Genomic DNA, 11,826 nt, shown 5'->3' with positions numbered 1-11,826 from the left:
CGTGCAAGCCAACGCTGGCGGCTTCGCCGCTTCGCTTACGTTTGCGCGAACATGTGCGCGCTTCTACGGCGCATTTCCTTCAACTCTTTGCAAGCCAATCGCTGGCGGCTTCGCCGCATCGCTTACTCTACTCTGGAGCCTGTCCCTGCTTCAGCTCATCGGGGCCGAAGGCTCCGGGCAGCAGCTCGCGGACGGTGGTCTCGCGGATATCCCCTTTCATATTCCCCAGGATAATCTTCATGTCGGGATCGCACAGCTCGACAATGACCTGCCGGCATGCGCCGCAGGGTGTAATCGGCAGATCGGTGTCGCCCACAACGGCAAGCGCTTTAAAGCTGCCGCGCCCATGTCCCTGGGCCATGGCGCTGAAGAGAGCGGTGCGCTCGGCGCAATTGGTGACGCTGTAGGCGGCGTTCTCGATATTGCAGCCGTGATGAACCTGTCCGTTACTGTCCAGCAGAGCGGCCCCGACGCCGAAACGGGAGTAGGGGATATAAGCTTTGGAACGGGCTTTGATCGCCTCTTGCAGCAGCGTATTGGAATCCATGATGGGTCCTCCTGTATGTTCATCTTTGGTATGTTATCCGGGAATGTGACCGCTAATCCAGTTAAAAAAGCGGAGCAAAGACAAAGACGGCGGAACCGCCCAACGGCTTATCCGCCTTTTCCGTCTATAAAGTTGTATTCCGATTATGACATAAATGCGGTAATCCAGTCCATCACCGGATGATAAAAAACATAAATGCCCGCGATGACGGCAAACAACGCCGTCAGGAAGACGGCTCCCGCAGCGGTGTCCTTAGCCGCTTTGGCCAAGGGGTGGACTTCCGGCGACACGAGGTCGACCACCGACTCGATCGCCGTATTAATCAATTCCGCCGCGAGCACAAGCGTAATCGCCAGGAGCAGCAGCAGCCAATCGCCCGGCGGTACGCGAAAGAGCGCGGCAAGCAGCAGAACGAAGACGGCAAAGCCGGAATGCACTCTCATATTCTGTTCCGTCCGGAAGGCCTGTCTGATCCCCTGGGCCGCATACCAGAACGACTTCCAGAAACGTTTGGGGCCTACCGCCGTATTTTTCGGCATTAGCGGGTCAACCCTACCTGCGACAGCACCTGCTCCTGCTTGCCCATCATTTCCGCCTCGGACGCCTCATCCTGATGATCGTAGCCCAGCAGGTGCAGAAACCCGTGTACGAATAAAAAGCCCAGCTCCCGCTCCAGCGAATGGCCGTAATCCTCCGCCTGCTCCTTCGCCCGGGTAACGGAAATAATAATATCGCCAAGCATATCGGGAAGCTCCTCCGCTTCCTCGGCGCTCAGTTCATAAACAATCTCAGGCTCGTCCTCTCCGGATTCATTCAGCGCGAAGGACAGCACATCGGTGGGGCGGTCAATGCCGCGATACTCTTTGTTCAGCTCATGAATCCGCGCATTGTCGACAAAGGTCAGATCCACCTCTCCGGCGTCGATGCCTTCCAGCTTGCCCGCTTTTTCCAGAATGCTCTCCAGCAGCGAGATCAGCCGATCGTCGATATCCATTTCATCCTGCTCGTTGCTCCAAACCAGCTGCAAGCTCATGCTATTCCACGGCCCCTTCCTCTTTTTTCGGCTTTTTCGCTTCCGGCGGATACTCGATGCGCGAGTGGAAAATGCCCATTACCGTCTCTTTGAGCGTCCGGGCGATAATGTCCAGCTCTTTCAGCGTCAGATCGCATTCGTCGAATTGATGATCGTCCAGCCGGCTCTTGATAATCTTCTCGATCATCGTCTCCACCTGGTTTACCGTGGGGCTGCGAAGGGAACGGACGGCCGCCTCCACACTGTCGGCAATGCCGATGACAGCGGACTCCTTGGACTGGGCCTTCGGACCGGGATAACGGAAATCATCCTCGGTGAAGTCGGGCTCTTTCCCTTTTTCCTCTGCCAGCCGCAGCGCTTTATGATAAAAATAATGCAAAAATGTCGTCCCGTGATGCTGCTCCGCGATATCCCGGATCGGCTTCGGTAGCTTGTACTCCTTCAGCATTTCCACTCCGTCCCTTGCATGCGCGATAATGATCGACTTGCTCAGCTTGGGTTCGATGGAATCATGCGGATTCTCCATATTGTTCTGATTCTCGATAAAATAGAACGGCCGCTTCGTCTTGCCGATATCGTGGTAGTACGAGCCGACCCGGCAGAGCAGTCCGTCTGCTCCAATCGCCTCGGCGGCCGCCTCCGACAAATTGCCGACCATTACGCTGTGATGATACGTGCCCGGCGTTTCCGTGAGCAGCTTGCGCAGCAGCGGATGGTTCGGATTGGACAGCTCTACCAGCTTGAGCGCGGACAGAATGCCGAATGTCGACTCAAAAAAAGGCATAAGGCCGATGACCAGCACGACGGTCAGCAGTCCCCCGGCAAAAGCGAAGCCGATCGCGTACAGCGTATGAATCTGCTGCCATGCGCCGTTTCCCAGCAGGTTCAGCATAAACACGGCCAGCGAGCCGAACAGGCATACCATGATGCCGCCTTTCAGCAGCGTCGTCCGCTGCCCCGCGCGGTGGGTGGCAAATACGGCCACATACGATACGACGAGCGCAAAGAAACCATAGTTGAAATCAAAAATCGTATTCTGCTGCACATTCAGGATGACGCTGGCCAGTACGGCAAACAATATAGCGCAGAAATACGCAAGCGTGATATCCAGCAGCAGCGCGACCAGCATCGCCCCGATGGCGACCGGCGCCAGAAAGCCCATGAACGGACGCGCGTCATTTTGCAGAAACGCTGCAAGCCGCAAAGTTATAATGGTGATGAGGAAGACGATCACCAGCATCAGAAGCTGGGAATTATTATACTTGAATCCGGAAGAGCCGGATGTGCCGGACTGCCGGATGAACATCAGCAGCCCGATGGAGAAGAGCGCCGAAAGAATAAGCAGACCAAGCTGAGGCCAGTAATCGACATTGTTCCGCAGCAGGCCGTTCTCGTCGAGCAGTTGGTACAGCTCGGGCGTAATGGGCTCGCCTTTTTTGACAAGCACCTCGCCCTGCTCGATATAGACGGGCGGCGTGTTCTCCCGGGCCTGCACTTCCGCTTCCTTGGTCGCATCCGCATCATAGAATTTGTTGGCCGTGATCGCCAGACGGGCCAGCTCCTGCACCACCTCGCGCGCCGTTCGCTGGGAGAGCGCACTGATGCTGACCTGCTCCGCCACCTTGGCGCGCGCGGCGTCGGCGTCGGTAATCTGGTCATTCATCAGCCTGCTGACGATATCCCGGGCCACGGGCTTCATCTCGATGATGTCCTGCGAGGTCAGCCGCGGTATTTTGATATACGTCTCTTCCGGTATGGAATAGGCCTGCTCCTTGATCTTCGACTGCATTTCATTCAGCAGGTTGTCCGAATAGGTTCCGCTGGTGCGGCTGGACGCCACGAAGCTCAAGATGAAATCATTGGCCCGCTGCGGGATCTCCTCCCGGTAAATGGAGGTCTTGTCGCTCTGGGAGATGGTGTCGTCCTGATTGAGACGGTCGATACGGTCCAACAAAGAGGTTACAAGATTCTCCGCCCGGATCGGTATAATCTGATATTTGGGCGGGACGTCCTCGGCGGCCTGCTCCTGCGCCTTCAGCGTCGCCTTGTTGTCTTTGATCTGGTGGGGAGCCGTTATTTCCTTGGCGCTGAGCGTGTTCGCCCTGATATCGTAACGTTTGGGCAGCAGGTCCGGCGCCAGGCTGAAGTAGACCAGAATACCGAGCAGCAGAAAAAGAGCATAGCGGGTCGCCGCGCTATACTTCCATCCGCTCACATTGTATGTGAATCCGCTGAATTTGGACGGTTGCTTTGAAGCCATGATGACAGTCCCCTTTATTCAAGGTTTTCGGCTGAATGTTCATAGGCAACGATGATTTTCTGCACCAGGGAATGCCGTACTACATCCTGCTCCGCAAAATACACGAACCCGATATCCTCAATGGAGGACAAGATCGTATTGGCCTCGATCAGACCCGATTTCTTTCCCCGGGGCAGGTCGATCTGGGTTACGTCGCCGGTGATAACCATTTTCGAGCCAAAGCCGAGCCGGGTCAGGAACATCTTCATCTGTTCCGGCGTCGTATTCTGCGCCTCGTCGAGAATAATAAATGAATCGTCAAGCGTACGGCCGCGCATATAAGCCAGAGGCGCAATCTCGATCAGCCCGCGCTCCAGAGCCTTGGCCACCTGGTCGGGTCCCATCACATCGTACAAGGCGTCATACAGCGGCCGGAGATACGGGTCTACCTTCTCCTGCAAATCTCCCGGCAGGAAGCCCAGGCTCTCGCCGGCCTCCACCGCCGGACGGGTCAGGATAATCCGTTTGACCGATCCTTCCTTCAGAGCGGCGACGGCCAGCACGACGGCAAGATACGTCTTCCCCGTTCCCGCCGGGCCGATACCGAATACGATGTCCCGCTTCTTGATTGTCGTTACATAATGCTTCTGTCCGATCGTCTTGACCCGGATCGGCTTGCCGCGGAAGGTCGTGGTGATTTCGCCTTTGAACAAATCCAGCAGCTGATCGGCGCGGAAATCCTTCGCCAGCTCCACCGCATACTGCACGTCCCGCTCGCTCAGAATATAACCGCTTCGAACAAGGGAGAGGAGCGACTCGAACAACTGTGCCAGCATGTCCACTTCCCGTTCACCGCCATGCACCGTCAGCTCAGCCTCACGCGAGTCGATACGGGCGGGAATTTCTCTCTCGATCAGCTTCAGGAAGCTGTCCTGCGGGCCGAACAGCGCCAGCGCCTCACCCGCATTTTGCAAAGATATTTGTATGCTTGCAGTCTTATCTGACAAATAGCCTCATTCTCCTTGGTTGTATACTATCGGAAGTTCCTCCGCAATTCTCTCTTCCACTTCAAAAAGCACTTTCATATAAACTTTACCATTGTCTTTCTTCTCATGCAAAATTTTTTGGCTTTTGATGACGCTGTCGCTGCCATAACGGGCCGCAATATCGGCCTCCGCCAGAGCCAGTCCCGCCTGCTTCGCCGCCTGCGGAGTCAATGTCTCCCGGGTCTCCCTGACTTCCATTTCTTTCTCCGTCATCCAGCCGACCGGCAGCCGGATTCCCCGCCAGGTCAGCGGATCAAGCTCGGTCAACGTACGCGACGCTTCAAAAGACGATTTGCCGTACCCCCACAGCTGAACCGCCCATTTGCCGAGCACAAAATAGCTTCGATCCTTCCGTTCTCCGGTATAAGCGGTGTTCTTTTTTTGCAGCGGAACCTCGATGTTATATTCATGCCATACGAGTCCCTTGACTTCCCCCTTGGCCACAACCCCCTGCTTATTGGCCTCATCGCCCAGAATTCCGGAAATCAGGACATCCCCCTTCTTCACTCTCGCGTTGCGCTGGACCACGGGCCTGCCCTGCTCGGCATAAATGTCGGTGATGACCGCATCGGTGCGGCTGATGAGATGACGGGGACTGTTAAGCGGCTTGGCCTCCGGCAGCGCGGCTTCGACGATTTGAATTTTCACCGCCGTTCCTCTCCGCTCAATGCCAACCCAGGAGACGCCCGGAAGCCGCGCCGCCAGCTGCTTGGAGAGCTTGTCCGGAGAATCCATGCGCCATATCCACTGGAAAGGATGGAGCCCCTCCAGCCGGGCGGCATCCAGCACATCCTCCGAAGCCAGCCGGTTATTCCCTTCCACCCGAACGCTCCAGACGAGAGAGCACAGCAGCACCAGAATAATGCCGAACAGCACCGGACCCGCGGCAAAAAACTTCCGCTTCCACAGCCTGGCCGCCACGAACGGCAGTCCGATCCGTCCCGTAATATGCATCCTGCAGCCTGTCTGCTTCAGCAGCGGCCGGAGAGCGTAGAAATCGTTCAGCAGCAGCCGCAGACTGGCGCCGGTTCCGGTCGCTTTTACATTCCATATGACAATTCCGGCTTCGGTGAGAGCATTAATCAGCCCTTCCACCCGTTCCCCGGTAATATGCAGCGCAACAGTCCCCCGAAGCCATGACAGTGGCGGTTCCTTCATCGGCTCTCCCCGCTTTCCTTGTATCTGATTTCCCGGATCACGCCCTCCACCGCCAGTTCCCTTCCCAGAATGGATGTGATGACAAGGCCTTCTCCGGCAATTTCCAGCGATCCTTTCGAAAGCGCAAGCGTCAGTTGCCCGGGGGAAAAATTCAGCACGCCTCTATGATTCTCGATGACCATTTCCTTGTTCCCGATGAGGGTGATCCGGGGCATGTCGCTCAGCAGATCCTGCGGCAAATCCAGCATCCCGTTTGTCCATCCCCGCAGACTGCGGCCAATCCGGGTCATAAGTAGACGCTCCCCCTTCCTGTACTGTACACCTTATGCGGGAAGAGGCTTATTTATGAAAGCAGTCTGCCAACAAAGACAAACGGGAGACCGCCGCAACCAAAGCTCCCCGTCCTGGTCAGACCAGTGAGCTTTTGATTTGCGGACGATACACCCGTTCCAGATACATCCTCGTTCATTTGGTTGAACCTTCAATACAATCAGACAGGCCGCTTACAAATGGCCTTGACGGCGGGAGCTTAAGGGCTTGCGGGAACGCGGAGGGCCGAGTATTTCTGCCCAGATGAGTCCGCTGCGCAAATCGCCGCCTGCCCCAAGAGACACAGGGCTCTGCGAAGACGATGGCGCCGAGGCGGATTTCGGCCCGGTTCCGCCGTCTCCTCCCATATCATCCGAGATCCGGTCCAGAGCGCGGTGGACGCGCTCCAGCTCTTGCCGCATGCGCTCCTGCCGAGCCTCGACCCCGTCCTCTTCTTCGGGCTGCTCCATGGACATCCCTTCTCCTGTCATGTAATCGGGAGACGGAAGCAGAGCAGGCTCGGGAAAAGCGGGGGCCGTGTCCCGCTCTTGGCCTTCAGCCATTTGCGGTTCCGGCGGCCGGGAGGCCGGAGCGGGGAACGGGAAGCCGCTGCTTCGCGATTCCCCCGCTCTTTCCGGCCGAGGCTGGCCGGATCTTTGGCGGCGCAGGGGCCCCTCGCCCGGACCGCTGCCAAAGGGCGGCATTCCTCCCGGACGTCCTCCGTTCTTGTTTTTATTTTTGTTCGCCTTGTTGGCTTGAGACACAATTGCGAAAATAATGACCGCAATCACATAAATCCAGCTCATGGGGTCTCATCTCCCCTGCTCGTGGTGTTCATTATTTATTGCTCTTGGGACCGTCATTGTCCTGATCGCCCATCTTGCCGAGCGAACCGCGCATTTGGGTGTCGGCTTCGATATTTTTCAGATTCATATAGTCCATTACGCCGATTTGGCCGCCGCGCAGCGCTTCCGCCATAGCCAGAGGCACCTGGGATTCGGATTCGACGACCAGCGCCTTCATCTCGACGACGCGGGCCTTCATCTCCTGCTCCTGGGCGACAGCCATCGCTCTGCGCTCCTCCGCCTTCGCCTGGGCGATCCGCTTGTCGGCTTCGGCCTGTTCCGTCTGCAGGTAAGCGCCGATGTTCTTGCCCACATCCACGTCCGCGATGTCGATGGACAGAATTTCGAACGCCGTTCCGGCGTCCAGCCCTTTCTGAAGGACGGTGCGGGAGATCGAGTCCGGATTCTCCAGAACATCTTTATGCGAATTGCTTGAGCCGACCGTTGTTACGATACCTTCGCCTACGCGGGCGATGATCGTCTCCTCCCCGGCGCCGCCGACGAGCCGGTCGATATTGGCGCGAACGGTAACGCGAGCCTTGACCTTCACTTCAATCCCGTCTCGGGCAACCGCCGCCACGGTCGGCGTCTCGATCACGCGCGGGTTAACGCTCATCTGCACCGCCTGGAGCACATCGCGCCCGGCCAGGTCAATGGCGGCCGCCCGGGTGAATTCCAGCGGAATATCGGCCCGCTGCGCGGCAATCAAAGCATTGACGACGCGATCGACATTACCCCCCGCCAGATAGTGGCTCTCCAACTGGTTGATGTTAAGCCCAAGGCCCGCCTTGGTCGCTTTAATCAGCGGATTCACGATCCGGCTTGGCGTTACACGGCGCAGCCGCATGGCGACCAGTGTAATAATGCTGAGTCTGACCCCGGAGGCCAGAGCCGAAATCCACAGCATGAGCGGAAAGAAGCTGAGAAAGACGCTCAGTGCAATGATCACGACGACCGCGATCAGCAGGATGGTGATTAAGGATGCTTCCATTGTTACATCTACCCTTTCTCTCTATGAATATTGAATTTACAAAAATACTTTCATAGTTTACCTTACTCCCGGACTTCCTTCACTACAATTCTGCCGCCCTCTACCTTGACAACGGAAATGGGAGTATTTACGCCAATGAACCCGCCTTCCGTGACGACATCAAGACGTTCGTCTCCAATCAGTGCCGTACCGGCCGGACGAAGCGGCGTAACGCTTATCCCTCTCTGACCTGTGAGATCCAGCCTTTCGAGGACAGGAATGAAGCCCTGCTCCTTGCTCAGGCTGTCGCTGAGGATAAACCGATTCCATATGCCCCGGTCCTTGAAAGCTATCGCGACAAGGATAATAACCACCAGGGCGGCCGCAAAAGCAATGCCCAGACTGAACAGCGCGTGAGTAAAGCTGTAGGCGGCCCTGACGACGCCGGCAATCAGACTGATGGAGCCCAGCACTCCCAGAATGCCGAAGCTTGGCACGAACAGCTCCAGCACCATCAGAATGAGGCCAATGATGAACAGCAGCCACGTCTCCGCGCCGGCAAATCCCGCTACATAATTGCCGAAGAAATACAGGACAAAGGCCAGCGTTCCAACGATGCCCGGAATGCCGAAGCCGGGTACAAGCAGTTCAACAACCACTCCGGCGATACCGATAAACAGCAGGACGATCATGACAACGGGATGAGTCAGAAATTGCGACAGCTTTTCCGCAGCGGTATGCTGTACCCGGAACGTGTCATCGGTTGAATATCCCATCCATGCCGCCGCGTCCTCCGGCGTAGCCCGGATGGCATCGGCGTAGCCCGCCTTCAGCGCCTGATTGCTGGTCAGAGCGATAATCTCGCCCTTGCTCTTGCGGACCCCCAGCTCAGGCTTATCAACGACCATGTTGATATCCGTCATTCCGGCCGCAATATCCGGGTCGCGTCCATTCAGCGCCGCCGCGCCCGCCATTTTTGACTTCCAGAATGAGACCAGCTTGGCATTATCCACGCTTCTGCCCCTTCCATCGACAAGCGAGGCCGACCCGATCATACTGCCGGGCTTCATCACAATTCTCTTCGCATTCAGCGCGATATAGCTGCCAGCAGAAGCGGCATTCCCTTTGATAAAGGCAAGTGTCGGAATGCCGCTCTCCCGGACCATGGCGCCAATCTGCTCCGCGCTGTCCACCAGCCCGCCCGGCGTGTCGATTTCCAGCACGATCAGCGAAGCGCCGTATTTATCCGCCTCCTGGAATCCCCGACTCAGGAAGCTTTCCAGCCCCCGCTCAATTTCCTGATCCACAGGCAGTATAAATACCGGACCCCTGTTAGGCTCACTGGTGGCGGCTGACGATGCCTGGGCCGGTATAGAGCCAAGCGGAACGAACAGCAGCAGGAACAGAGCGAAGGCGGCCAGCACGGTCTTCCGCAAAACCGTCACAACATATCCCTCCCATCTACTTTAGCCAGTTTCGATCATTTTTCCTGATAATATAATTATTACGGGATAAGAGGTTACGCGTTTCAAGGACTTTGCACCAGCCCTGCCGTCAAGCCTGAACTTATGTAAAAAAGAAAAACACCCCTGCAACGAGGGATGTTCAACTTATGTTATTGCAGAAATTGCAGAACCGCCTGGTTCACGAGTTTACCGTCAGCGCGGCCTTTGACTTTCGGCATCAGCGCGCTCATCACCTTGCCCATATCATTTTTCGAAGAAGCACCGGTTTCCTGGATGGTCTGCTGTACAATAACCTTAATTTCTTCTTCGGAAAGCTGTTCGGGAAGATATTGTGCTATAATCTCGATTTCTGCTTTATTGCTTGCAGCAAGCTCGTCACGACCCGCTTTTTCAAATTCTTGGAGGGCATCTTTGCGCTGTTTGATCTCACGACTAAGGATATCAAGCACTTCGTTGTCGTCTAATGTTCTCTTCAAATCTATTTCAAGATTCTTTATCGTCGAACGAACCATTCGAATCGTGGAGAGCTTGAACTTGTCCTTACTCTTCATCGCCTGCTTCATATCTTCGTTCAATCGTTCGCTAAGATTCATGCTTGGGTAATCCTCCTAAAACTTTCTCTTACGAGCAGCCTCGGACTTTTTCTTGCGCTTAACGCTTGGCTTTTCATAATGCTTGCGTTTCTTCACCTCAGCCAAGACGCCATCTTTAGCGATGGAACGTTTAAAGCGACGAAGTGCAGCATCAATTGTCTCGTTTTTGCGAACTTTCGTTTCAGACACCAGTTTTCCCTCCCTCCGACCAGACCGTCCAAGAGCATAACACGGTTCATCAAATTTCATTATAGGCTAAAACGAAACAGAGTGTCAACCAAAAGCCTATTCTTTTTTTGGAAGAGCCTTTATTTCCGGTCGCTCTCTTTAGGCGTGGGACGTAGAATTGCCGATCAGCGCGCCCAGCTTTGATCCCCCGATAAGATGATAATGCAGATGCTGCACAGCTTGCCCGCTGTCCGGCCCGCAGTTATTGATCAGACGATAGCCGGTTTCCGCGATGCCCAGCTCCTTGGCGATTTGCTGCGCCACGCTGTGAATTTCCCCGATCAGCGGCAAGTCCCCGGGAGCCACCTCGTTCATCGACGGAATCGGCTTCTTCGGAATAATCAGAACGTGAACCGGAGCGGCTGGCTCGATATCGTAAAATGCCAAAATCCGCTCATTCTCAAACACCTTGTTGCAAGGGATGCTCCCCTCGATAATCTTGCTAAAAATAGTTTCCATACAGCAGCTTCCTCCTAAAGAATATTTGAAGCACCCTTTCCCGCAGGCGGTCCGGGCCGTCCCTGACGAAATCGGATTCCCGGCACATTGCAAAATACGGCAGCCAGGTCCGTCGTCGCTATTCATTCATCATACAGGAATTTGCCCTTTTTCGAAAGTAAAGCGCCGGTCATAGACGGGAGGCCAGCCCTATTCATGCTTGGATGCGGAGCTGTATCAGATACAGAGAAACAATATTTTCATTTAAGCCTAAAAATGGGCAAAAAAAAGAAACACCCTTCACAGCTGATAAAGCTGATTCGGCGGCGGACGTATGAAAAGGAATAATTTCCCGGTCATACGTCCGCCGAGGTGTTTCAAATGATGTCGGCTTAGCTGTATTATAACAGGGGGGTCATACTGTCTCTGTGACAGTTATCACAACCCCCTATCCATTTTAATTTTTTTCCACGATGACGCTGGAGCCGGCTCCGCCCGGTGAAGCAGGAACCACAACCAGCTTCCGAGCCAGCCTTGCCCGCAGCTCCGGGACGTGGCTGATAATGCCGACCGACAGCTGATCGTTATGCAGCCGTTCGAGCGACGTGATCACGGTATCCAGCAGTTCGGGGTCCAGGGTGCCGAATCCTTCGTCGAGGAAGAAAAATTGCAGCGGATACTGTCCGCGAAGCTGAATCTGCGCGGACAGCGCCAGCGCCAGCGACAGCGAGGTCAGGAACGTCTCTCCGCCCGACAAAGTGGATACCGGCCGCTTGACCCCTCCGTTTCCGTCGTCGCGGATGACAAAGCCCCCGGCGGAGTCGACCTCAAGCGCATAGCGCTGTCTGCTCAGAAAGCGCAGACGCTGAGAAGCGGCCTGGCATACCTGCGCCAGCTGCTCCTCCGCGATATATTCAACGAAGGCGTTGCCGCGCAGGCAGGACTGCAGCTTGG

14 protein-coding genes are annotated in these 11,826 nt (G+C 55.8%); all 14 read right to left on the bottom strand.

What is annotated here, in order from left to right:
• Positions 1-127: 127 nt before the first annotated feature.
• Entirely contained in the window at positions 128-547 is a 420-nt protein-coding gene (locus L692_RS0110225; protein WP_025699557.1) for a cytidine deaminase, read from the bottom strand.
• 143 nt (positions 548-690) lie between these two features.
• Positions 691-1,086: a diacylglycerol kinase family protein gene (locus L692_RS0110220; protein WP_025699555.1), complete on the bottom strand. Its 396-nt coding sequence runs from the start codon at positions 1,084-1,086 to the stop codon at positions 691-693.
• Entirely contained in the window at positions 1,086-1,580 is a 495-nt protein-coding gene (gene ybeY, locus L692_RS0110215; protein WP_025699553.1) for an rRNA maturation RNase YbeY, read from the bottom strand. Before ybeY ends, L692_RS0110220 begins: the two co-directional genes overlap by 1 nt.
• A 1-nt stretch (position 1,581) precedes the next feature.
• On the bottom strand, positions 1,582-3,840 hold the full coding sequence (locus L692_RS0110210) for an HD family phosphohydrolase (RefSeq protein ID WP_025699551.1): 2,259 nt from the start codon (positions 3,838-3,840) through the stop codon (positions 1,582-1,584).
• Between the two features lie 14 nt (positions 3,841-3,854).
• Positions 3,855-4,826, bottom strand: coding sequence for a PhoH family protein (locus tag L692_RS0110205; RefSeq protein ID WP_025699549.1), 972 nt, complete (start codon positions 4,824-4,826; stop codon positions 3,855-3,857).
• A 6-nt stretch (positions 4,827-4,832) separates the two neighbouring features.
• A complete protein-coding gene (gene yqfD / locus L692_RS0110200) occupies positions 4,833-6,023 on the bottom strand; it encodes a sporulation protein YqfD (RefSeq protein WP_025699547.1) in 1,191 nt (396 codons plus the stop codon).
• Complete coding sequence (gene yqfC / locus L692_RS0110195; RefSeq protein ID WP_025699546.1) at positions 6,020-6,313, bottom strand: sporulation protein YqfC; 294 nt, start codon at positions 6,311-6,313, stop codon at positions 6,020-6,022. The genes yqfD and yqfC overlap by 4 nt, the downstream gene beginning before the upstream one ends.
• 213 nt (positions 6,314-6,526) lie before the next feature.
• Positions 6,527-7,138 carry a hypothetical protein gene (locus L692_RS0110190; protein WP_025699545.1) on the bottom strand — a complete coding sequence of 204 codons (612 nt, stop codon included), beginning with the start codon at positions 7,136-7,138 and terminating at the stop codon, positions 6,527-6,529.
• A 31-nt stretch (positions 7,139-7,169) separates the two neighbouring features.
• Positions 7,170-8,168, bottom strand: a complete 999-nt coding sequence (floA, locus tag L692_RS0110185; protein WP_025699543.1) for a flotillin-like protein FloA — start codon at positions 8,166-8,168, stop codon at positions 7,170-7,172.
• A gap of 62 nt (positions 8,169-8,230) precedes the next feature.
• Complete coding sequence (locus L692_RS0110180; RefSeq protein WP_025699542.1) at positions 8,231-9,592, bottom strand: NfeD family protein; 1,362 nt, start codon at positions 9,590-9,592, stop codon at positions 8,231-8,233.
• Between the two features lie 170 nt (positions 9,593-9,762).
• Positions 9,763-10,206, bottom strand: coding sequence for a GatB/YqeY domain-containing protein (locus L692_RS0110175; RefSeq protein WP_025699541.1), 444 nt, complete (start codon positions 10,204-10,206; stop codon positions 9,763-9,765).
• A 15-nt stretch (positions 10,207-10,221) separates the two neighbouring features.
• Positions 10,222-10,395, bottom strand: a complete 174-nt coding sequence (gene rpsU / locus L692_RS0110170; protein WP_005547957.1) for a 30S ribosomal protein S21 — start codon at positions 10,393-10,395, stop codon at positions 10,222-10,224.
• 138 nt (positions 10,396-10,533) lie between these two features.
• Positions 10,534-10,893: a histidine triad nucleotide-binding protein gene (locus L692_RS0110165; RefSeq protein WP_025699540.1), complete on the bottom strand. Its 360-nt coding sequence runs from the start codon at positions 10,891-10,893 to the stop codon at positions 10,534-10,536.
• A 436-nt stretch (positions 10,894-11,329) separates the two neighbouring features.
• On the bottom strand, positions 11,330-11,826 hold a 497-nt coding region (locus L692_RS28340; RefSeq protein ID WP_036723098.1), incomplete at its 5' end, for an SbcC/MukB-like Walker B domain-containing protein.

This window comes from Paenibacillus forsythiae T98, from assembly GCF_000520735.1.
Lineage (GTDB): Bacteria > Bacillota > Bacilli > Paenibacillales > Paenibacillaceae > Paenibacillus_AQ > Paenibacillus_AQ forsythiae.
This window is presented reverse-complemented; position numbering and strand designations above follow the sequence as displayed.

Excerpts from the sequence above, each read along its gene's own strand:
- ybeY (WP_025699553.1), bottom strand. The coding sequence starts at position 1,580 with ATGAGCTTGCAGCTGGTTTGGAGCAACGAGCAGGATGAAATGGATATC.
- L692_RS0110220 (WP_025699555.1), bottom strand. The coding sequence starts at position 1,086 with ATGCCGAAAAATACGGCGGTAGGCCCCAAACGTTTCTGGAAGTCGTTC.
- L692_RS0110175 (WP_025699541.1), bottom strand. The coding sequence starts at position 10,206 with ATGAATCTTAGCGAACGATTGAACGAAGATATGAAGCAGGCGATGAAG.
- L692_RS0110210 (WP_025699551.1), bottom strand. The coding sequence starts at position 3,840 with ATGGCTTCAAAGCAACCGTCCAAATTCAGCGGATTCACATACAATGTG.
- yqfD (WP_025699547.1), bottom strand. The coding sequence starts at position 6,023 with ATGAAGGAACCGCCACTGTCATGGCTTCGGGGGACTGTTGCGCTGCAT.
- L692_RS0110225 (WP_025699557.1), bottom strand. The coding sequence starts at position 547 with ATGGATTCCAATACGCTGCTGCAAGAGGCGATCAAAGCCCGTTCCAAA.
- L692_RS0110190 (WP_025699545.1), bottom strand. The coding sequence starts at position 7,138 with ATGAGCTGGATTTATGTGATTGCGGTCATTATTTTCGCAATTGTGTCT.
- floA (WP_025699543.1), bottom strand. The coding sequence starts at position 8,168 with ATGGAAGCATCCTTAATCACCATCCTGCTGATCGCGGTCGTCGTGATC.
- yqfC (WP_025699546.1), bottom strand. The coding sequence starts at position 6,313 with ATGACCCGGATTGGCCGCAGTCTGCGGGGATGGACAAACGGGATGCTG.
- L692_RS0110165 (WP_025699540.1), bottom strand. The coding sequence starts at position 10,893 with ATGGAAACTATTTTTAGCAAGATTATCGAGGGGAGCATCCCTTGCAAC.